The 19909-nt window shown below is 67.0% G+C and carries 23 protein-coding genes; 16 read left to right on the top strand and 7 right to left on the bottom strand.

Annotated elements, in window-relative coordinates; translation table 11 throughout:
* Positions 1 to 13 precede the first annotated feature (13 nt).
* Positions 14 to 1015 carry a hypothetical protein gene (locus tag ACY48M_RS10750; protein ID WP_462820282.1) on the bottom strand — a complete coding sequence of 334 codons (1002 nt, stop codon included), beginning with the start codon at positions 1013 to 1015 and terminating at the stop codon, positions 14 to 16.
* Positions 1016 to 1102: 87 nt separating this feature from the next.
* On the opposite strand from ACY48M_RS10750, the gene ACY48M_RS10745 reads away from it, so the two are divergent.
* Entirely contained in the window at positions 1103 to 2392 is a 1290-nt protein-coding gene (locus ACY48M_RS10745; protein WP_462820281.1) for an ATP-dependent DNA helicase, read from the top strand.
* An 11-nt stretch (positions 2393 to 2403) separates the two neighbouring features.
* Here ACY48M_RS10745 and ACY48M_RS10740 read toward each other — a convergent pair whose 3' ends face one another.
* Both ACY48M_RS10740 and ACY48M_RS10735 read right to left on the bottom strand, forming a co-directional pair.
* The gene (locus tag ACY48M_RS10740) at positions 2404 to 3054 is read right to left on the bottom strand and encodes a biliverdin-producing heme oxygenase (protein ID WP_462820280.1); all 651 of its coding nucleotides are present in this window, start codon (positions 3052 to 3054) and stop codon (positions 2404 to 2406) included.
* A gap of 96 nt (positions 3055 to 3150) precedes the next feature.
* Complete coding sequence (locus ACY48M_RS10735) at positions 3151 to 3447, bottom strand: DUF2470 domain-containing protein (protein ID WP_462820279.1); 297 nt, start codon at positions 3445 to 3447, stop codon at positions 3151 to 3153.
* 45 nt (positions 3448 to 3492) lie between these two features.
* On the opposite strand from ACY48M_RS10735, the gene ACY48M_RS10730 reads away from it, so the two are divergent.
* Complete coding sequence (locus ACY48M_RS10730) at positions 3493 to 4020, top strand: DinB family protein (RefSeq protein ID WP_462820278.1); 528 nt, start codon at positions 3493 to 3495, stop codon at positions 4018 to 4020.
* 12 nt (positions 4021 to 4032) lie between these two features.
* Here ACY48M_RS10730 and fliW read toward each other — a convergent pair whose 3' ends face one another.
* The 4 genes from fliW to flgN are packed head-to-tail and all read right to left on the bottom strand — an operon-like array spanning position 4033 to position 7232.
* Complete coding sequence (gene fliW / locus ACY48M_RS10725) at positions 4033 to 4413, bottom strand: flagellar assembly protein FliW (protein ID WP_462820277.1); 381 nt, start codon at positions 4411 to 4413, stop codon at positions 4033 to 4035.
* On the bottom strand, positions 4410 to 5318 hold the full coding sequence (locus tag ACY48M_RS10720; protein WP_462820276.1) for a flagellin N-terminal helical domain-containing protein: 909 nt from the start codon (positions 5316 to 5318) through the stop codon (positions 4410 to 4412). The genes fliW and ACY48M_RS10720 overlap by 4 nt, the downstream gene beginning before the upstream one ends.
* A gap of 3 nt (positions 5319 to 5321) precedes the next feature.
* On the bottom strand, positions 5322 to 6746 hold the full coding sequence (flgK, locus tag ACY48M_RS10715; protein ID WP_462820275.1) for a flagellar hook-associated protein FlgK: 1425 nt from the start codon (positions 6744 to 6746) through the stop codon (positions 5322 to 5324).
* Positions 6747 to 6749: 3 nt separating this feature from the next.
* A complete protein-coding gene (flgN, locus tag ACY48M_RS10710; protein ID WP_462820546.1) occupies positions 6750 to 7232 on the bottom strand; it encodes a flagellar export chaperone FlgN in 483 nt (160 codons plus the stop codon).
* A gap of 417 nt (positions 7233 to 7649) precedes the next feature.
* On the opposite strand from flgN, the gene ACY48M_RS10705 reads away from it, so the two are divergent.
* From ACY48M_RS10705 to ACY48M_RS10640, 14 genes are all read left to right on the top strand, one after another.
* A complete protein-coding gene (locus ACY48M_RS10705; RefSeq protein ID WP_462820274.1) occupies positions 7650 to 8480 on the top strand; it encodes a sigma-70 family RNA polymerase sigma factor in 831 nt (276 codons plus the stop codon).
* 113 nt (positions 8481 to 8593) lie between these two features.
* Complete coding sequence (locus ACY48M_RS10700; RefSeq protein WP_462820273.1) at positions 8594 to 9733, top strand: flagellin N-terminal helical domain-containing protein; 1140 nt, start codon at positions 8594 to 8596, stop codon at positions 9731 to 9733.
* Between the two features lie 114 nt (positions 9734 to 9847).
* On the top strand, positions 9848 to 11233 hold the full coding sequence (fliD, locus tag ACY48M_RS10695) for a flagellar filament capping protein FliD (protein ID WP_462820272.1): 1386 nt from the start codon (positions 9848 to 9850) through the stop codon (positions 11231 to 11233).
* 2 nt (positions 11234 to 11235) lie between these two features.
* Positions 11236 to 11667 (top strand): flagellar export chaperone FliS, encoded by a 432-nt coding sequence (gene fliS, locus ACY48M_RS10690; RefSeq protein WP_462820271.1) that lies wholly within the window; start codon positions 11236 to 11238, stop codon positions 11665 to 11667.
* Between the two features lie 2 nt (positions 11668 to 11669).
* Positions 11670 to 11978, top strand: a complete 309-nt coding sequence (locus ACY48M_RS10685) for a hypothetical protein (RefSeq protein WP_462820270.1) — start codon at positions 11670 to 11672, stop codon at positions 11976 to 11978.
* 169 nt (positions 11979 to 12147) lie between these two features.
* Positions 12148 to 12489, top strand: a complete 342-nt coding sequence (gene flgB / locus ACY48M_RS10680) for a flagellar basal body rod protein FlgB (protein ID WP_462820269.1) — start codon at positions 12148 to 12150, stop codon at positions 12487 to 12489.
* A 20-nt stretch (positions 12490 to 12509) separates the two neighbouring features.
* Positions 12510 to 12902, top strand: a complete 393-nt coding sequence (locus ACY48M_RS10675) for a flagellar basal body rod protein FlgC (protein WP_462820268.1) — start codon at positions 12510 to 12512, stop codon at positions 12900 to 12902.
* Positions 12902 to 13213: a flagellar hook-basal body complex protein FliE gene (gene fliE / locus ACY48M_RS10670; protein WP_462820267.1), complete on the top strand. Its 312-nt coding sequence runs from the start codon at positions 12902 to 12904 to the stop codon at positions 13211 to 13213. Before ACY48M_RS10675 ends, fliE begins: the two co-directional genes overlap by 1 nt.
* Positions 13213 to 14805, top strand: coding sequence for a flagellar basal-body MS-ring/collar protein FliF (gene fliF / locus ACY48M_RS10665; protein WP_462820266.1), 1593 nt, complete (start codon positions 13213 to 13215; stop codon positions 14803 to 14805). The genes fliE and fliF overlap by 1 nt, the downstream gene beginning before the upstream one ends.
* A 5-nt stretch (positions 14806 to 14810) precedes the next feature.
* Complete coding sequence (gene fliG, locus ACY48M_RS10660) at positions 14811 to 15821, top strand: flagellar motor switch protein FliG (protein ID WP_462820545.1); 1011 nt, start codon at positions 14811 to 14813, stop codon at positions 15819 to 15821.
* Positions 15811 to 16413, top strand: coding sequence for a FliH/SctL family protein (locus tag ACY48M_RS10655; protein WP_462820265.1), 603 nt, complete (start codon positions 15811 to 15813; stop codon positions 16411 to 16413). Before fliG ends, ACY48M_RS10655 begins: the two co-directional genes overlap by 11 nt.
* Positions 16410 to 17753, top strand: a complete 1344-nt coding sequence (locus ACY48M_RS10650; RefSeq protein ID WP_462820264.1) for a FliI/YscN family ATPase — start codon at positions 16410 to 16412, stop codon at positions 17751 to 17753. Before ACY48M_RS10655 ends, ACY48M_RS10650 begins: the two co-directional genes overlap by 4 nt.
* Positions 17750 to 18190: a flagellar export protein FliJ gene (locus ACY48M_RS10645; RefSeq protein ID WP_462820263.1), complete on the top strand. Its 441-nt coding sequence runs from the start codon at positions 17750 to 17752 to the stop codon at positions 18188 to 18190. The genes ACY48M_RS10650 and ACY48M_RS10645 overlap by 4 nt, the downstream gene beginning before the upstream one ends.
* Positions 18187 to 19905 (top strand): flagellar hook-length control protein FliK, encoded by a 1719-nt coding sequence (locus tag ACY48M_RS10640; protein ID WP_462820262.1) that lies wholly within the window; start codon positions 18187 to 18189, stop codon positions 19903 to 19905. The genes ACY48M_RS10645 and ACY48M_RS10640 overlap by 4 nt, the downstream gene beginning before the upstream one ends.
* Positions 19906 to 19909 lie beyond the last annotated feature (4 nt).

The following is a 19909-nucleotide window of genomic DNA, read 5'->3' as shown; positions in this document are numbered from 1 at the left end:
GCGCGGATTGGCGCTACCGGGGTGTGAGGGTGAGCCCGCCGTCGGCCGTGAACGTCACAAGGTAGGAGACGGCGAACGAGGTGCTCTCGGTGAACTGCGACACCGTGCCATCAAACAGGGACATGACGTCGACACTGAGGCTTGCGACGCCCGTGGTCGGCCCAACGATCCAGGTGCCAGCTTCTGTACCGGGCTCGATATCGACGGCCGGATAGTCGGTGATGCTCCAGGTTGGGGTGGAGGCGATGCGGTTTGCGATCGTCGTGCCGAACGGGCATCCGGTCGGTTGCAGCACCTGTTCCTGCGCGCAGCGGTCGAGGTAGGCGGCGAGTTCGTCTTCGACCGCATCTTCGAACTCTTGGCTCGCCTGCACCTCGAGCGTGAACTCTTCTCCGCGATGGGTTGTCGTGATCGGGAGGGTCGTTGCTTCGGCTTCGAGGTAGAGCGATTCGTGGTTGAAGGTATAGGCACCCGGCACGAGCACCTGGTAGCGGTTGATCTCGCCGGCACCCGATTGTGCAACGACGGGCACACCGTTGACCTCGAAATCGACAGTGTTGCGCGGAATCACCTCGACCACCGTGAGCGGCGATTCGGTGAACTCCCACCCCGAAAACACCGCCATATTTGGACCCGTATGCTGCACGACGAAGGTCGTGCGCCCGCGCTCGCCGTCGATGCGGTACGAGAAGGTCACGTGATGCTCGCCACCACCGCGGTCTTCATCATCGATGAGCTCGATGTCGCTGAGCGTGCCGAGCGCGTCGCGCCGCAGGAGCGCATCGCTTGCATCGTCATCGGCCTCGACGCCGGCCATTGCAACGATGGCGCTGACGTCGTGGCGCGCGAGCGACTGCAGATAGGCCGAAACGAATCCGGATGCTGAGAACACGGTCGCATTGAGCGCAATGACGGTCGCCGCGAAGGCGACGATGAGCAGGCCGAACGCGACGGCCCAGATGATCGCGAGCCGGGACGGGAGACTCTTCGTCTCCTCCACGGCGCCGGTCGTCATGGGCACAATCCTAGACTCCGGCGCGGCAGCCCTCGCCGAGCGGTGGGCGGGTAGATTGGGAGGGTTGTTCGGTCGGAGAGGTGGCGTATGAGCGAACTCACCCTGTCCGCCGAGCAGGCGGCCGTGTTCGACACGATCGAGCACACCCGCGAGAACATCTTCGTCACCGGTCGTGCCGGCACCGGCAAGTCGACCCTGCTGAATCACCTGGCGTGGAACACCTCGAAGCAGGTGGTGATCTGCGCTCCGACCGGGGTCGCCGCCCTCAATGTTGGCGGGCAGACCATCCATTCACTGTTCCGCTTGCCGATCGGGGTCATCGCCGATCACGACATCGAACAGAATGGCGAACTGCGCAAACTCCTCAACACGATCGACACCCTTGTGATCGACGAAGTATCGATGGTCAACGCTGACCTGGTCGATGCGATGGATCGAAGCCTGCGGCAGGCGCGGCAGCGGCGCAACGAGCCATTCGGTGGGGTGCAAGTCGTCATGTTCGGCGACCCGTACCAGCTCGCGCCGGTGCCGGGCGATGCCGACGAGCGCGCCTACTTCGCCGACACCTACCGCTCCATGTGGTTCTTTGACGCGAAGGTGTGGGATGAAACGGAGTTGCGCATCTTCGAACTGCAGGTGATCCACCGCCAGCACGAAGAAGAGTTCAAGTTCATGCTCAACGCGGTGCGCCACGGCATGGTGACGGCCGAGATCGCGCAGCGCCTCAACGAGACGGGGGCGCGGACGCCGCCCATCGACGACGCCATCACGCTGGCAACGCGCAACGACACCGTCAATCGCATCAACGCGACCTCGCTCGCGCGGCTGCCGGGGCGGGCCCTCACGGCAAAAGCCGACATCACGGGCGACTTCGGCGGTCGCGCCTATCCGGCTGACGAAAACCTCGAGGTCAAGGTGGGCGCGCGCGTCATGTTCTTGCGCAACGACGCCGACCAGCGCTGGGTGAACGGCACCGTCGGCACCGTGACCCGTATTGACGCGAACGTGCGGGTCGAGGTCGACGGAGAAGAGCACGAAGTGCTGCCCGCCGTGTGGGAGAAGATCAAGTACACGTACTCGCCCGCCACGAAGCAGCTGCGGCGTGACATCGTCGCCGAGTTCACCCAGTTTCCGCTCCGTGCCGCCTGGGCTGTGACCATCCACAAGTCGCAGGGCAAAACCTATGACCGCGCCATCGTCGACCTTGGTCAGCGTTCATTCGCCCCAGGGCAGACGTATGTCGCGCTGAGCCGCATCTCAGCACTCGACGGGCTCTACCTCTCGCGACCGCTGCGCCCCTCAGACATCATCGTCGATGACAACGTGAGGCGGTTCATGTCGCGGGCGGCGATGACGCCGGGTATCGCGGCCGGTTGAGGCTTCGGTACTCAACCGGCGAGGGCGCCCGCCTTGTAGGCGCCGAGGTCGTGGAACAGCTCGGTGTTAAACGCATACGCGACAAGCACCTCGTCGATGACGCGATCGCGCTCCTCCGGAGTCCACTCGATCGCGTCGAGCTTGCCGCGGTAGGAGTCCTTGAAGTCGGTCGCCGAAGGGATGTTTTCGAAGCGGTAGAACGCGACCCCCTCATCGCCGAGGCCGAAGTGCCGTTGCATGACCTTGCCGATGTGCTGCCCGCCGGAAAGATCACCGAGGTAGCGCGTGTAGTGGTGGGCGATGACGCCACCGTTCCACGACGAGACCTCGCGCATGCGCTCGCAGTAGCGCACGGTTGCGGGGACGGGGGTGATGCGCTCGCGCCATCCGTCGCCCATGAGGTGGTCGAGGTCGGCCTCGATTGCCGGCAAGCGCGTGAGTTCGGATGCCATGAGCGGGCCGGCCACAGGGTCGTCGGCCATGCCGGATGCTGCGCGCTCAAGCACGTCATAGATGAACCAGTGCTGTGCCACGAGCTTCGTGTAGTCGTCGAGTGTGCCAGTGCCCTTCATGAGGTCGGTCATGAAGCCGGCGCCCTCGCTCTCGCCGTGGCTCGACCAGGTGCGCTCGCGCAGCGCTTGCGAGAAAGGAATCGAGGTCACAGTGCAACTCCAGAGGTTAGGGTTACCTAACCATAGCGAACTGCGGCCCTCGTGTCAGCAGCCCAGCTCCACCAGCTCAGAGCCAGCGCCACCAGTTCAATGGGGGCGAGGTGTGAGACCCAGTTCGGCGCAGGCGCGGTCGTAGAGCGCGACAACCTCGCGGCGGATTTCCGCGCGCTCGCCGATCGTCGACGACCACGGCACCGTCAGCTCGTGCTCGAGCGACCCGGCGGAGTACGTCCACTGACCGCCGTGCTCATCGAGACCGACCATGGTGGCGGCATCCGCGGTCCGGTCGCCGAACGCGCGAGCGATGAGCAGGTTGTCGTCGCGATGGTCGTCGTTCATGTGGTGGAGCACAGCGGCAACGATGTCGGGGGAGAAGACTGGCACGAAATCTACGGTAGCGGGTGATCCCGTCCTGCGATCATGATTGGCATGCCGATAACGCCAGACACCAAAGACTGGACGTGGGTGCTCGACCGCCCCTGCCCGGAATGCCACTTCGACGCCTCGACCTTCGGTGCTGCCGAAGTGCCCGGCATGATTCGCGCGAACGCGCGGGCTTGGCCTGGGTTTCTCGAGAACGACGACGCGACGGTGCGCCCCGACGAGTCGACCTGGTCAACACTCGAATACGGTGCCCACGTGCGCGACGTCTACCGACTCTTTCACGCGCGGCTCCGGCTCATGCTCGACGAGATCGACCCACAGTTCGACAACTGGGACCAGGATGCGACGGCGCTCGCCGAACGCTACGACCAGCAGCATCCGGCCACGGTTGGGGCTGAGGTCGCTGCAGCTGGGGAGGCGATCGCGGCCGAATACGCCGCACTCCTCCCGGAGCAGTGGCATCGCACCGGTCGCCGAAGCGATGGCGCGGTGTTCACGGTCGAGACGTTCGCGAAGTACCTGCTCCACGATGTGGAACACCACGTGTGGGATGTGGAGAAGCGCGCTGCTTGAGTAGCGGGAGGGCTAGGCGCGGGCGAGCTCTGCGCGGAGCGGCCAGTCCTGGTTGTCGAGAATGAACTGGGCGCACGCGCCGCTCGTCGAGTTGACGACGATGGGGGCCATGAGGTTCGTCGTCGTGGTGCCGTCGGTGCCGGGGTTGGCGACGACGAGCACGAGCGCATCATGCGGCGAGGTGAGGCCGAGGCTCGCGACCTGCTGGTCGCTGAGTTCCGGCGTGTAGGCGGGCAGGTACACGCCCGCATCGAGCACGTAGAGCCGGGGGGCTCCTGGCTCAACCGCCCGCAGGGTGAAGAGCCCGATCGCGCCCTGCACCTCATCGAGGATGAAGTCGACGTGCGGTGCGAAGCCGGGAGGGGAGACGATGAAGCTGAGCTTGGCGGTCATCGCAAGAAGTCCATGAGGGTCGGCTGCAGCACACGAGCGGTGACGGCAAGGGCGGACTGGTATGAGACTTCTTGCGACTGCAGGTCAAGAATCGCCTTCGATATGTCGAGGTCTTCGATTCCCGAGCGCTGCGTCTCGAGTGCGATGGTCTGCTGCAAGTTGGTCTCCTCAGCCCGCATCATCTGGCCGTGCCGCGTGCCGATCGTGGCGCGATGCCCGTTCATGGTTTCGAGTCGTGCATCGAGCTCATTGAGTCGAGGGCCGACATTGGTGCCGCTCCGCAGATCGCTGATGATCGAGTCGATGAGCGCAAAGACGGAGCCGGCGCCGCTGCCAAAAATCGCCTCGCCGTCGCCGTCGACCTGCACGGTCGTTGCGGCATCGATGCGGCGCTCCACTGTGCTGCCTGCCACGCCCGTAAAGGCGTAGTCGGCCACGCCATCGCCGTCACTGTCTTCGATGAATGCGGCCCCGGCGTCGGAGTTGCCAGCAAAAATGCTGCGGCCGAGATAGTTCGTGTTGGCCTGCGTGAGCAGGTCGGCCCGGATGCTTTCGAGCTCCACCGCAATCGCCTCTTTTGAGGTTGGCGACATTGCGCCATCGTTTGCGCCCTGCACCGTAAGGTCGCGCACTTTGCCGACGAGATCGGTTGCGGTGCCGAGGGTTGAGTCGACCGTCGTGAGCCACCCCAAACCGTCGGTGATGTTGCGGCTGTACTGGTCGGTCGCGCGCTGCTCGGCCCGCACAAGCAGCGAGTTTGCGGTGCCGATGGGGTCGTCAGAGGGTTTTGAGATCCGTTGCAGGGTCGTGGCGCGGTCACGCACGGTTGCGAGGGCGTTGGCGGCCCCCTGCAGGTTGAGCTGTGCCGATCGCATGAGCGTGCTGGTCGTCGTCCGGGTGATCACGATCTACCTCCCCACGATTCCGGTGCGGTTGATGAGGGTGTCGAGCATTTCGTCGACCGCGGTCATGACGCGGGCCGCCCCCTGGTAGGCGAGCTGGAACGTGAGCATGTTCACGTTCTCTTCGTCGAGGTCGACCGAAGAGTGGGCGAGCTGGGCACTCACCGCCGCATTCGAGCTCAGGTCGGCGAGCGTCGACTGCTGTGCCGCCGTGCGGGAGGCGACGCCGATGCCAGTGACAAACGACGACCAGACCGAGTTCGGCCCGGCGGGGTCGTTCGCGATCTGCGCGATCGCGTCGGCAATGCCGCCGTCGAGGGCGCCGTTGCCGGGGGTGGCGGAGGCGATGCCGTCGAGCGAGGTTGGGATGACGGTGATGGCTTTTGCCGCCGGGATGCCGGCGGCGAAGCCGAAGAAATCCAGGTTGCTTGCCCCAGTGCTGCTCTCGCCAGTGCGGTGTACGGCATTGACCTTGTCGGCGAGCGTGGTGGCAAAGACGTTGAGCGCTTCGGCGGCTTCGGCGAACGCGCCGCCGGTGCCGGAGCCGTCGGCCGGTGCGAGCACGCCGACGGCCGCCGCGATCTCTCCGCCGTCGAGCGCGATGGCGGCACCTGGGCGGTGCGCCCATTCGAGACGAACAGCATCGACGGCGCCGTCTTCCATGCGGTACCCGCCGCTGACGGTGATCGGCCGGAAGGTGTCGCCTGAGACGATCGTATTGCCGCCAACGAGCACCTCGACCGTGCCGTCGGCGGTTTCGCGCGCCGTGCCGCCGGCGAGGGCAGCAATGGTCGCGGTGAGCTGGCTGCGCTGGTCGAGCAGTTCGTTGACTGAACCGCCAGCGGCGGTCGCAGTGCGGATGCGGGAATTGAGGTCAGCAACCTGCTGGGCGGCCGAGTTCAGCTCGGCGACCATGCCGTCGGTTTCGGAGCGCAGGGCAGCCCATTCGTTCTCGATGCCGGTGTAGGCCTGGCCGATGCGCGAGGTCAGCACGCCGGCCTGCTCGAGCAGCACGCCCGCCGCCGCCGGCTCACCCGCACTGTTCGAGACGTCCTGCCACGCAGCCCAAAACTCGGAGAGCTGCGCGGAGATGCCGTTCTCGCCTGGCTCCTGCAACCCGTTCTCGATGTTGCTGAGCGCCGTGGCCCTGACGTTCCAAAACCCGGCAGATGCTGCTGACGAGCGCACCTTCGAGTCGAGAAAGATGTCACCGAGTCTGGCGATGCCGTCGACCGAGACCCCCTGCCCGGGCGTGGTGCCGTGTGCGATCGCTCCCGTCTGGGCGACGCCGCCGATCGACGACGTGGTCACGCGCTGGCGGGTGTAGCCGGTCGTGTTGACGTTCGCGATGTTTTGGCCGACCACATCGAGGCCCTGCCTCGCGGCATTGAGCGCCGTGTATGACGTGTTGAGACCACTGAACGTGCTCATGACTCAGAGCTTCTCGTCGATGAGCCGAGCCGCGTCGGTGTCGATGTTCTGGCCGCTCGCCCCGTACGTGCCGGAGTCACCAGTGACTCCAGCCAGGGTCTCCTGCGTCGATCGCAGGGCCGAGCGCAAGAACTGCTCGTTGACGTCGCGCAGCTGCGCGATCTGGGCGGTGAGTTCACTCATCGCCGCGAGATGGTGTGCGAAGATCTCGCCCCACGGGCCTGCCGGCGCCGCAGCAATCAGGTCGCGAAGCGTGGCATCCGCTGTGGCTCCCCACTCCTCTGCGAGCTCCGATACCTCGACGGTGCGGGTGAGGCCGAGGCCCCTGAGCCGCTCCAGCACCTGCTCAACCTCGCGCGTGGCGTGCTGCAGCCACCGGGTCTTGCCCGTCGTGAGCAGCAGCTGCTCTTCTTCGAGCTTGAAGAGGAGGAGTTCGAGGAGCTCGCGCTCACGCCACAGGGTGGCCGAGACCTCATTCGCTCCCACGCTTGCTCCGTTCATCGTGACCTCTGAGATCGAGGTGACCGCTGGACTGTCAGGCACACGCCGCCTGAGCGTCGCCGAAGTGAACTATCGGCAAGGGTATCGCCGCCGTTAGGTGAATGACCTGCCGAATCGCGCCCAAGGAGGTAGCGAATGTCAGGGGGACCCCCATGTACCCCATTGAGAATCTCCCGTACCCCAGTTATGGGGAGGCGTTCCCCACTTGGGGGGCCAGCCCGCTAATGCAATGAGCCAAATACCGTTCCCTCGTCCCGTGGGCACCCCTAGAGTCACAACTGCTTCATAGGAGGTTCCAATCCAACTGTGATGCAGACACTGACGTGGACCCGAAATCCAGCACGTCGCTTACCCAAAAATGCAGTCTCAGATTCTTTTTTGTGGCACGACAGGGGAAATGCTGTGAATCGCGAAGCACGGAACGCGCTGGTGGTCGAGAACCTGCCACTGGTGGGGTATCTCGTCTCGGAGTTGTGCGCCCGAGCCAGCCACCTCTCGCGTGACGACCTTGCCTCAGCCGGCGCCATCGGCCTCATTGCGGCCGCCGAATCGTTCAAGCCCGAGCTCGGCATCCCGTTCGGGGCCTACGCCCGCAAGCGCATCACCGGCGCCTTCGCCGACGAGCTTCGCTCCGCCGATTGGGCAAGCCGAGGCACCCGCCGCCGCATCAAAGAGACGCTCGCCGTCGAAGAGCAGCTCACGGCGGCCCTCGGTCGCACCCCCAGCGTCGATGAGGTCGCGAACTCACTCGGGATCGATCGGGATGCTGCGCGCGAAGCCATTGCCGACGCCGGTCGCCACCTCACCACCCTCGATGACGTGACGGCAGACCACCTCGTCGCCGAAACCGTGTTGCCAGAAGATTCGGTGCTCGAAGACGAGCGCACAGGGTTTGTGCGCTCCGCCGTCGAGGTGCTCCCCGAAAAGATGCGCCACATCATCACGGCCATCTACTTCGACGACCGCACCGTCAAAGAGGTGGCCGAAGAGCTCGGCATCACCCACTCGGCGGTGTCGCAGCAGCGCTCAGAGGCTATTCGCCTGCTCCGCGACGGCATGAACACGCACTTCGCCGACGACGAGGCAACGCACGAGCCCGAATCGCGCATCTCGGCCGCGAGCCGCAGCGCCTACCTGGCCCGCCTCGCCGACCAGGCGTTCAGCGGCATGAGCCGTATGGCGGCGCCGACGATGCCCGGCGCGAAGCCCGTCTTCGACACCGTCGCATCCTGAGGCAAGAAAAAGTTCGACGGGCGACTAACGGATGCTTCGCGTCGGTCGATAGCTAGAGTTACCGGCCCATGGATGGGCCGGGGAACAGAACCCACATCACGGAGGAAAACACCATGGGTATGCAGATCAACACCAACGTTGCCGCGCTCAACGCGTACCGCAACCTGTCCAACACGCAGAACGACCTGTCCAAGTCGCTTGAGAAGCTCTCGAGCGGTCTCCGCATCAACCGTGCGGCGGACGACGCCGCTGGTCTTGCGATCTCCGAGGGCCTCCGCGCCCAGGTCAACGGCCTCACGGTCGCTGCCCGCAACGCTCAGGACGGCATCTCGGTCATCCAGACCGCTGAAGGCTCCCTGACGGAGGTTCACTCGATCCTGCAGCGCATGCGTGACCTCGCGGTCCAGGCGGGTAACGACTCGAACAACACCGAGTCGCGCACCGCGATCGCCACCGAGGCGGGAGCCCTCCAGGAGGAGCTCGTTCGCATCTCGGAGTCGACCAACTTCAACGGCATCAACCTGCTCGACGGCAGCCGCGCGAACCTGACCTTCCAGGTCGGTGCAAACGGTGACGCCGCCAGCCAGATCAGTGTCGACCTGTCGACCTCGAACGTCGCCACGGTTGCAGGTGCGCTCAACTTCGGCGCCACGGCCAAGCAGACGTCGACCACGGCGGCTGCAGACCTCGACTTCACCGCCGACCTGCAGTTCACGCAGGGCGACACCGTCGTCACGGTTGCCGCCGGCGCCGCAACCGACGTGAAGGGCCTCGCGGAGGAGCTGAACGCCAACACGGCGTTCTCGCAGAACTTCGTCGCCACGGAGGACGCCGATGGCGCCCTCGTCGTGACCTCGAAGACCACGAGCACCGACACGATCGCGATCGCCGACGACAGCGCCACTGCAGGCACCTTCGTCGACATCGCCGCTGCCGCCACCGGCTCGGTGACGGTCGGCTTCGGTTCCGCTGCAGAGGCTCAGGCAGCGATCACCTCGATCGACACGCAGATCACGGCCATCTCGAGCGCCCGCGCCAACCTCGGTGCACAGCAGAACCGCTTCGAGTCGACCATCAACTCGCTCAACGTGTCGAAGGAGAACCTCACGGCTGCGGAGTCGCGCATCCGCGACACCGACATGGCATCCGAGATGGTCAACTACACCCGCTCGAACATCCTCGCGCAGGCCGGCACCGCCATGCTCGCGCAGGCGAACCAGTCGAACCAGGGCGTGCTGCAGCTCCTCGGCTAGATCGAGTAACACACCGCCTGGCGGTGCTCACGCGGGGAACTGGACCTCTCCGCACGGGCACCGCCAGGTGCACTCCAACCACCACACGACAGCGCCACAACGGGGGAAGCTGGCATGGCAATATCACTACCGGGACTCGCGAGTGGCCTCGACAGTGCCTCGCTCATCAGCTCGCTCATGCAGCTTGAGGCGATCCCTCAGACCTTGCTCCTCAAGAAGGTCGCGTCGACGAAGAACGTCGTCTCCGCCTTCCAAGCGCTCAACACCAAGGTCGCCTCGCTCGCCGAAACCGCCACCGCGGCCGCGAAGACCGACGCCCTCCGTCAGAACAAAGCCACCAGCACATCGGATGCCGTGAAGGCCACGGCCGGCACCGGTTCGGCCACCGGCACCATCGACCTCACCGTGACGAGCCTCGCGCAGTCGCAGTCCGGCGTCACCGCCGCCATGACCGGGTGGACCGGGTCTCACGCCATCACCATCGTTGGCAGCGACGGCACGACGACCGAGGTCGCCGCAGCATCCGCCAGCATTGACGACGTTGTCACCGCGATCAACCGGGCGGATGCCGGTGTCGGCGCGATCAAGGTCGCCGCCGGTGTGAATGGCGACGGCACGCAGCAGTATCGACTGCAGTTCACCGGCACCGACACCGGCACGGATGCCGCCTTCTCCATCTATCAGGGCACGGCGGCCGAGGTCGCCGGCGGCACGGCGTCTGACCTGCTCGCGGCACCCGGATCGGCCGTCATTCGCGACGCCCAGAATGCCGAGGTGCGGCTGTGGGCGGGCACCGACGCCGAGCAGACGATCTCCTCGTCGACGAACACCTTCGATGACCTCCTCCCCGGCGTGAGCGTCACCGTCGCCAAGACCACCACCGATCCCGTCGCTGTGACGGTTGCCCGTGACACCGCCGCCGCGACGAGCACCGTGAAGGGACTCGTCACGGCGTTGCGTGAGGCATTCGCCATCATCGACACCCGCTCGACGGTCACCGACAGCACCGATGCAGACGGAAACGCCATCGTGTCAGGCGGTGTGTTCACCGGTGACAGCACCGTGCGCGCGGCACGCCAGGCATTGCTCAGCGCAGCGACCATGCCGCTCGACGGCCGATCGCCATCCGAAATCGGCCTCAGCATCACCAAGGACGGCAACGTCGAGTTCGACGAAGCGAAGTTCGCCGCGGCACTCGCGGCCGACCCCGCCAAGGTCGAATCCGCCATCGCAACACTCGCATCGCGCATCGCCGACGCCGCCACAACACAGTCAGACCCATACACGGGTGTCATCACAACCAAGATCACCGGCCAGGAATCGCTCGTCAAGAACCTCAACTCACAGGCCGAGGCTTGGGACCTGCGACTCGCCACTCGGCAGGCATCGCTCGAGCGCACCTACGCCGCGCTCGAAGTGCGCCTGGGTGAACTCAACTCGCAGTCGAGCTGGCTCAGCTCGCAAATCGCTTCACTCTCGTCTGGAGGCAACGAGGAATGACCATGACCGGAATCAACTCGCGTCGCGCCGAATACGCGCGCGACGCCATCCTCAATGCCACCCCGGCGCGGCTGCTCACGATGCTCTACGACCGGCTGCTGCTCGACCTGCAGCGCGCCGAGATCGCCCAAGAGATCGAAGACTGGTCGACCGCGACCGAACAGCTGCTCCACGCCCAAGAGATCCTCGCCGAGCTGACCTCCTCGCTCAAGGTCGACGAATGGGACGGGGCCGAAGGCCTCCTCGGGGTCTACACCTTCGCCTCAAAGGCACTCGTCTTCGCCAACATCCACCGCGATGTCGACAGCACCCGCGTGTGCATCACCCTCCTCGAACCGCTGCGGCAGACGTGGCACGAGGCCGCCAACAGCGTGCAAGATTCCACACCGGCCGAGGAGCAGCACACCGCTGGCGGCACACTCGGCGTCGCCTGAGCATGGACACCACCATCACGGCACCGACCTATCAGGCCTGGGCAGAAGCGCTCGACGTGCTCGAACGTGAGCTTGATCGGGCCTCAAACGCCGACGTCGACACCGAAAGCGCCTGGAGCCCGCCCGCTCGGCTCGGGGCGCTGCCACCCGAGCTCGTCGAACGCGCCACACGCATCCTCACCGCCCAGCGCGCCCTCGCCACCCACCTCGACGAGCAACGACGCACCACCGGCCGCCACCTCGCCGCCACCCGCACCGTGCCATCGACGACCCGCACCGGGGCATCCGTCTACCTGGATGTCGCGGGCTGAGGGGTCTGCGGTTTCGATACCGCCCTGGCGGGGGTACTCACTCAACGAAAACTGAAAACGACTAACGGCACCACCGCCGATGCCGATAGCTAACGAAGAGCACGGATCGCTCGTCGAATAGGCCATGGATCGGCCGGCATCACACCTAATCCATGAAACGGGACGACCAGTGTTCGAATCGGTGACGTCGCTCGCACTCAGCAGCGCCCTAGACGGCCTCTCGATGCGCCAGCGTGCCATCGCCAACAACATCGCCAACGTCAACACGCCCAACTACAAGGCGCAGCGCGTGCAATTCGAAGACGCCCTCGCAAAGTCGGTGGAACAGGGCAGCGGTGCCGTCGTCGCGACCGTCGCCGAGTCGCTTGAGCCGACCAACCTCGAAGGCAACAACGTCAACCTCGACACCGAGACGCTCTCCAACATCGACACCGTGCTCCGATACCAGTTCGCCACACGAGCAGTCGAAGGCCAGTTCACGAGCGTGCGCTCGGCGCTGCGCACCAACTAGCGAGAACCGAGGACGAACAAATGACATTCGACGCAATCGGCATCGCCGGCACCGGGCTCACGGTGCACCGCAAGTGGCTCGACGCCGTCTCCGACAACATCGCCAACGTCAACACCGTGCGGAGCACCGACGACGACGCCTTCCAGGCCCGCTACGTCATCGCCGAAGCCGGCGAGGGGTCGAGCGGTGCCTATGTTGCGGGTGCCGCCTACGGCGATGCCGAAGGGCGACTCGTCTACGAACCGGACCACCCGCTCGCCGACGAAGAAGGCTACGTGCGCTACCCCGACATCGACATGGCGAGCCAAATGGGCGAACTCATCCTCGCCCAGCGTGGCTACCAGGCGAACGCGGCCGTGGTTGACCGCGCCAAAGAGGCCTACCAGGCCGCACTCCAGATCGGACGTTCGTGATGTCGATTGCAATCGGAGGAGTCCCCTCCATTGGCGCCCAAGACCTGTCGATCAGCAGCACGCGCGATACCGCGGCCACCCAGGATGCCGGCGCCGGGTTCGGCGCGTCGCTCGGCTCAGCGATCGATGGCCTGCAAGGCCTCCAGGCAGAATCGAACGAACTCGCCATCCAGGCCGTCACGGGTGACCTCGACGACATCCACGACGCGACGATCGCCTCAACCCGTGCCCAGGTAACCCTCGAACTCATTGCTGCGGTGCGCAACAAGGGCGTTGACGCGTTCAACGAGATCATGCGGATGCAAGCCTGATGCCCACCCAGGTCACCTCCGCCATGCGCCGCTTCGTCGGCGCCATCCGAGAATTCACGATCGCACAGCGCACGATTGCGCTCATCGGCGTGGCCGTGCTCGTGCTCGGCGCTGCCGGGCTTGGCATCTGGCTCAGCAAACCGTCGTACACGCCGCTGTTCACGGGTCTCGCGGCCGCCGACGCGAGCACGATCGTCGAACAGCTCCGCGCTGACAACGTGCCATACGAACTCAGCGGCGGCGGCGCCACCATCCTCGTGCCAGAGGAGCACGTCTACGACCAGCGGCTCAAGGCGGCCGCGGCCGGGCTCCCCTCCTCGAGCACCGGCGGCTACTCGCTCCTCGACGAAATGGGGGTGACCTCGTCGGAGTTCCAGCAGTCGGTCACCTACAAGCGTGCCCTCGAAGGCGAGCTCGCCTCCACCGTCGCGGCCCTCAACGGGGTGCGCACGGCATCGGTTCGCCTCGCGATCCCCGAAGAGACCGTGTTCGTGTCGCAGACCGCCGCCCCCACCGCCTCAGTCTTTGTCGAAACCGACAGCGGGGTGACGCTCAGCAACGACCAGGTCGAGGCCATCGTGCACCTCACCTCCGCCTCCATCGAAGGAATGAAGGCCACGGATGTTGCGGTCATCGACGCTGAAGGCACCGTGCTTTCCGCGGTCGGCGTCGGGGCATCGGGCTCCTCGAACCAGCAAGCCTCGGACTATGAGACCCGCGTGCAGAGCGCCGTGCAGGCCATGCTCGACCGAGTCGTCGGCCCCGGCAATGCGAGCGTCGTCGTCGCGGCCGACATGAGCTCCGAGTCGGCCGAACGGCTCGAAGAGTCGTACACCGTGCCAGAGGACAACCCCGCGCTCGTCGAGCAGACCGACCGCGAGGCCTACACCGACGGTGCCGGCCAGCTTGAAGGCGGTGTGCTCGGCCCCGACAACATTGCGGTGCCCAACGAGACCGGCGAAGGCCTCTATGAGAGCGAATCGACGAGCCGCAGCAACGCCGTGAACAAGGTCACCGAGTCACGCATCATCCCGGCCGGCGCGATCACACGGCAGACCGTCTCGGTCGCCATCAATGAAGACGCGGTCGGCGGGCTCACCGTGCCAGCCATCCGCGAACTCGTCGCCGCGGCCGCCGGAGTGAGCGAAGATCGTGGCGACGAAGTTGCCGTCGAGGTCGTGCCGTTCAACGCGACGGGGGCCGCCGCAGCAGCAGAAGCGCTCGCCGCAGCGGAGGCGACCGCAGCATCCGACCGCTTCATGCAGCTCGCAACCGTGGCCGTCATCGTCGCGGGCATCGCGCTGCCCGTCGTGATCGGGCTCATCATGCTCGCTCGCGGTCGTCGCCGCGCCCGCGACGCTGGCGAACTCGAACGCCTCAGCGACATCCTCGACGCCCCAACCGTGCCGATGCAGCTCAAAGCGCCCGTGATGCCGCGGCCCATCGAGCTCGACACCGCGGGCCCCGCAACGCCCCCGGCGAACGCCGAAGCCGAGCGACGTCGCGCCGAAATCGAAGCACTCGCGGCGAATGACCCCAAGCGCACCGCGGAATACCTGCGCGGGCTCATGGATGACGTGAGGCTCTCGTGACCGACGTGCAGACCGGGCTCTCTGGCACCCAAAAAGTTGCAATCGTGCTCATGAACATGGCGCACGACCGGGCGGCCGAAGTGCTGAAGCAGTTCACCGAGACCGAGGCCGAAGAGATCGTCGCCGAGATCGTGCGCCTCAAGCGTGTCGACTCGATCGTCGCGGATCGCGCGCTCACCGAGTTTCACGACCTCGCAACGCGGGGCGGGTCGAATGCCCGCGGTGGCCGCGATATCGCCGTCGGCCTGCTCGAGGCCTCATTCGGCGCCGAACGCGCCGCCGGCGTCATGAACCGGGTTGCCTCCTCGATGGCCGGCAAAGCGTTCGAGTTCATCGAGGCGGTGGAGCCGAACCAGATCGTGACCCTCCTCGACGGCGAACTGCCGCAGACCGTCGCGCTCGTGCTTGCCCACCTGCGCGCCGAGCAGGCCTCGGCGATCATGGCCGGGCTCGACGAGGAACTCCGCACCGAAGTTGCGCACGGCATCGCCACGATGGGCAGCGCAACCCCAGAAGCCGTCCGCGTCGTCGCCGACGTGCTCAAAGGTCGGGCCGGTGCGGTCGTCTCCGCCCGCGACTCCGTCGAAATCGTCGGCGGCGTGCAGCCCCTCGTCGACATCATCAACCGCTCGACTGTCGCCACCGAGCGCGCCCTCCTCGAAGCGCTCGACGAGCGCGACCCCGAACTCGCGGAGGAGGTGCGCTCGCGCATGCTCACCTTCTCCGACATCACCAAGCTGGAACGTCGCGACGTGCAGCAGGTTCTCCGCGGCATCGACGCTGCGGTGCTCGCCGTCGCGATGAAAGGCAGTTCCGAAGTCGTTATCGAGGTCATCCGCTCGAACCTCTCCGAGCGCAACCGCGAAATCCTCGACGACGAATCGAGCGCCCTCGGCCCAGTGCGGCTCTCACAGGTCGAAGAGGCGCGCTCGCAGATCGTGCGCGCCATCCGAGACCTTGCATCGGAAGGCACCATCACTGTGCAGCGCGCCGAGGAAGAAGACTATGTCTACTGACGTTCGGTTCAATCAGCTCACCTTCCCGACGATCGGCGACACCGCCGGCCTCGCGGAGGCAGAGGCGCGCACCCGCGGACACGCCACCGGCTACGCCGCCGGAATGCGTGCCGCCGAACAGACCCTTCGCGCCGAACGCCAGCGGGCCGAAGCGGAACACGCCGTCATCCTCGAAAACGCCCGCCGTCGGGCAGACTCGCTCGCCGCGCTGCTCGCCGCCGCAGTCGACGCCGTCAACGACCGGGCCGCGCCCGTGCTCGACGAAGCGCAGGCGACGATCGCCGCGGCATCCATTGAGCTCGCCGAGGCGATCATCGGCGTAGAAATCTCCGACACGGCGACCGGCGCAAAAGCGGCCGTCACGCGAGCACTGCGCACTGTCGACCCCGACGTCGTGCTCGTGGTGCGCCTGCACCCCGACACGCAGGCCGCCCTCGACGAGATTGCCCTCGTCGCGGGCGTCACCTACAGCGCCGACGCGACACTCCAGCCGGGAGACGCGGTCGTCGACTTCGCCGACGGCTACCTCGACGCCCGCATCGGCACCGCGATCGCCCGGGCGAAAGCGGCCCTCCTGGACGGCCCGGCATGACCGCCGCCGCCACGCTCCCCGGCGCGACCTTCACGAGTCGGCTCGCCGACGCCGTGCGGGTCGCGCAGCCGCAGCGTGTCGGCACCGTCTCATCGGTCGTCGGGCTCGGCATCGAAATCGTCGGCGTCGAATGCGCTGTCGGCGAGCTCATCGCGATCGGTGATGCTCAGGCCCCCATCGACGCCGAAGTCATCGCCACCACACGCGAGGGTGCGCGCTGCATGCCCCTCTCGCGGATGACCGGCGTCGTGCCGGGTGCGCCAGCCCGACCGAAAGGCCGGCCGGTGCTGGTGCCGACAGGCCGCGGACTCCTCGGGCGTGTCGTCGACGGCCTCGGGCGACCCATCGACGGCAAAGGCCCCCTCGACGCCGCATCCTGGGTCCCACTTCACAACGACACCCCACCCGCCATGCAGCGCGCCCGCATCGACACCCCGCTCGCCCTCGGCGTTCGCGTGCTCGACACCCTCACCACCGCAGGCCGAGGCCAACGACTCGGCCTCTTCGCCGGATCTGGTGTCGGCAAATCATCGCTCCTCTCCATGATCGCGCGCGGCACCGAAGCCGAAGTGAGCGTCATCGCGCTCGTCGGCGAACGAGGCCGCGAGGTGCGCGAATTTCTCGAAGACGACCTCGGCGAAGAGGGCCTCGCGCGCTCAATCGTCGTCGTCTCCACCTCAGACGAGCCAGCGCTCATGCGCCTGCGAGCAGCGTTCGTCGCAACGCGAATCGCCGAATCATTCCGCGATGACGGCGCCGACGTCATGCTCATGATGGACTCCCTCACCAGGGTGGCCATGGCCCAGCGTGAAATCGGACTCTCCGTCGGCGAACCGCCGGCAACGCGCGGCTACCCGCCATCGACCTTCTCCCTGCTCGCGCAACTGCTCGAACGGGCCGGGACCGCAGCATCCGGATCGGTCACCGGCATCTACACGGTGCTGGTCGATGGTGACGACCACAATGAACCCATCGCCGATGCTGCCCGCTCCATCCTCGACGGGCACGTCGTGCTCGACCGCAAGCTCGCCATCACCGGGCACTTCCCCTCCGTCGATGCCCTCGGCTCCGTCTCGCGCGTCGCCGGCCGAGTCACCACTGACGCCTCGCGTGCCGCGGCAACCGCACTCCGCCGGGTGCTCGCCGCACGCCAATCGGCGCAAGACCTGCTCGACGTCGGCGCCTACCAGCGCGGCACCAACCCGCTCGTCGACGCGGCCGTCGACCACGAAGCATCCATCAACGCCTTCTTGCAGCAGCCCATGACGGAGCGCACGACCGCCGCCGACTCGTGGCGACGCCTCGACGAACTCGTGCGCGGGATGGGGGTCGGGGCATGAGCAAAGGATTCTCGCTCGCCGGGCTGCTGCGACTGCGGCAGCTGCAGCAAGAGCTCGCCGCCGGAGAACTCTCGACGGCGCGCGGCCGGCTCGACGACAACAGTGTCAGCCAGGAACGCGCCCGCATCGCACTCGGCGCCAGCAGCACCGACGTGACCAGCTCCGCAACGCTCTACGCCGTCGCCGCCGGGCGCGCCTCGCTGCGCAGCACCCTTGCAGACCTCACCGCGCTCGAAGACGGGCTCAAAGTCGAGGCGGATGCCGCGGCATCCGCCTTCTCACAGGCCCGCGCCCAGACGATCGGCCTCGAAAAGCTCGAGCGCAAGCACGACGAGCGGGTCGCATTTGAAGAACTGCAGCAGGAGCAGAAACTCCTCGACGAGCTCGCCTCCACCTCGCGGCGGCGCGACACGGAAGGGAACACCCCACGCTCATGAGCATGCTCACCCTCCTCTCCGGCACACCGGTGGCGGCCCGCAGCGCCAAGACTGCCGGAACCGCTGAAGCAACGGATGCGTTCGGCGCCGTCATGCAGGGCGCCGTCGACTCGCTCGAAGCCCCGGGTGCGCGCGCGGGCTCGGTTAGCTCGGGCTCGCCTACCTCGCGTGAGAGGTCAAATTCTGCGCAACCCGATGGGGGTGAAGCGCCAAAATCGACCTCTCACGGGGTTGGCGAATCGGCGACGCACCTCGGCGCGGGCCCCGAGTTGCCCAGAACGGCTCTTCACGCGGGCGACGAAGGTGCAACGTGGGCAACTCAGGTCGCGGAGGCTGGAGCGGGTGAGGCAGGCACGGGCGGGGCAGGCGCGGAGGGCGCCGCGGAGGGTGCCGCGGGCGGGGCTGGCGAGGGCGAGAGTGCGGATGCTCCGCGCCCCGCACTCGGCGGCACCGCGCAGCCCGGCACGGCACCGAGCACAGGCTTCGGGCCGGTGGGCGCCGCCAGCGAAGTTGCCGGGACTATTGCAGCTGCTGGAGTTGCCGCCTCCACCGAAGCCGCCACTGCCGGAGCTGCCGCGAGCGGAGCTGCCGCGACCGGGTCGGCAGGCAACCCCACGCTCGCCGCGGCAGAATCCCGTGCCGCAACTCACCGTGCCGCAGGCACCTCGGCGGATGCCGCGACTCCCGCTACCTCGCCTACCGCGCCAGCCACTGCCACCGCCTCGGGCACGGTCATCGCGTCCGCCGGCGTCGCGTCCGCCACATCTGCCGCGTCACGCACCGTGACTGCAACTACCGCACCAGCCGCTGCTACCGCAGTCGCTGCAACTGCGCACGCCGCGGATGCCGTCGCCGCAGCCGCGCCCGGAGTCTCGGCTGACGTCGCGCAAGGCACCGCCGCAGGCACCGCGCCAGGCACCCTCGCCGGAGCCGGAGCCGGAGCCGGAGCCGGAGCCGGAGCCGGAGCCGGCGCGGGCGCGGGGGCGGACGCGGGTTCCGCAGGCGGCGCCACGCCGGTTCCAGCATCCACCGCGAAATCCCCCGACGCACCGCTCGCGGCCGCCTCAGCAACAGCCACAACGACAACCGCTGCACCAACCCCCGATGCCGCATCCGCCCCCACCCCGGCACCCGCCGGGTCAGCGGCGGTGGCTGCGTCGGCCGGCGAGGGCTCCGCGGCGGCGGGGGTCGCGCCAACACAGGTCACCTCGGGTTCGAGTGCCGCAGCATCCGCACCCGCGACCCCAGCATCCGCGCCGGTGCCGCAGGATTTCGCCGCGCAACTCGTCAAGCCGATCGCGACACTGCGCACCGCAGGCGCCGGCGAACATGTCATCACCGTCAGCGTCACCCCGGAGAATTTCGGGCCGGTCACGGTGCGAGCCCACCTCGGTGCCGACGGCATGCGCATCGAACTCATCGCGCCGAGCGACGCCGGCCGTGAAGCCCTCAAAGGCATCCTCGGCGATCTGCGGCGCGACCTCGTCGCGCTCGGGATGACCGCCCCCTCGCTCACGGCGGGCGGGCAGCAAAGCCAGAGCCAGGGGCAGCAGGCCGCAACCCTCGACATCGCCGGTGACGGGCAGGGCGAGCGGCGCGGCGACACCCGCAGCGAACGGGAGCAACGAGCCCCCGGCACGCCCGAACTCAGCACCTCCGACACGCCCCGAACTGTCACCGGGCTGGCCCCAGCCGGCATCGACATTCTCGCCTAACCAC

The organism is Homoserinimonas flava, assembly GCF_054969005.1.
This window is presented reverse-complemented; position numbering and strand designations above follow the sequence as displayed.

Excerpts from the sequence above, each read along its gene's own strand:
- ACY48M_RS10750 (WP_462820282.1), bottom strand. The coding sequence starts at position 1,015 with ATGACGACCGGCGCCGTGGAGGAGACGAAGAGTCTCCCGTCCCGGCTC.
- ACY48M_RS10745 (WP_462820281.1), top strand. The coding sequence starts at position 1,103 with ATGAGCGAACTCACCCTGTCCGCCGAGCAGGCGGCCGTGTTCGACACG.
- ACY48M_RS10730 (WP_462820278.1), top strand. The coding sequence starts at position 3,493 with ATGCCGATAACGCCAGACACCAAAGACTGGACGTGGGTGCTCGACCGC.
- fliW (WP_462820277.1), bottom strand. The coding sequence starts at position 4,413 with ATGACCGCCAAGCTCAGCTTCATCGTCTCCCCTCCCGGCTTCGCACCG.
- flgK (WP_462820275.1), bottom strand. The coding sequence starts at position 6,746 with ATGAGCACGTTCAGTGGTCTCAACACGTCATACACGGCGCTCAATGCC.
- ACY48M_RS10700 (WP_462820273.1), top strand. The coding sequence starts at position 8,594 with ATGGGTATGCAGATCAACACCAACGTTGCCGCGCTCAACGCGTACCGC.
- fliD (WP_462820272.1), top strand. The coding sequence starts at position 9,848 with ATGGCAATATCACTACCGGGACTCGCGAGTGGCCTCGACAGTGCCTCG.
- fliS (WP_462820271.1), top strand. The coding sequence starts at position 11,236 with ATGACCGGAATCAACTCGCGTCGCGCCGAATACGCGCGCGACGCCATC.
- ACY48M_RS10685 (WP_462820270.1), top strand. The coding sequence starts at position 11,670 with ATGGACACCACCATCACGGCACCGACCTATCAGGCCTGGGCAGAAGCG.
- ACY48M_RS10675 (WP_462820268.1), top strand. The coding sequence starts at position 12,510 with ATGACATTCGACGCAATCGGCATCGCCGGCACCGGGCTCACGGTGCAC.
- fliE (WP_462820267.1), top strand. The coding sequence starts at position 12,902 with ATGTCGATTGCAATCGGAGGAGTCCCCTCCATTGGCGCCCAAGACCTG.
- fliF (WP_462820266.1), top strand. The coding sequence starts at position 13,213 with ATGCCCACCCAGGTCACCTCCGCCATGCGCCGCTTCGTCGGCGCCATC.
- ACY48M_RS10655 (WP_462820265.1), top strand. The coding sequence starts at position 15,811 with ATGTCTACTGACGTTCGGTTCAATCAGCTCACCTTCCCGACGATCGGC.
- ACY48M_RS10650 (WP_462820264.1), top strand. The coding sequence starts at position 16,410 with ATGACCGCCGCCGCCACGCTCCCCGGCGCGACCTTCACGAGTCGGCTC.
- ACY48M_RS10645 (WP_462820263.1), top strand. The coding sequence starts at position 17,750 with ATGAGCAAAGGATTCTCGCTCGCCGGGCTGCTGCGACTGCGGCAGCTG.
- ACY48M_RS10640 (WP_462820262.1), top strand. The coding sequence starts at position 18,187 with ATGAGCATGCTCACCCTCCTCTCCGGCACACCGGTGGCGGCCCGCAGC.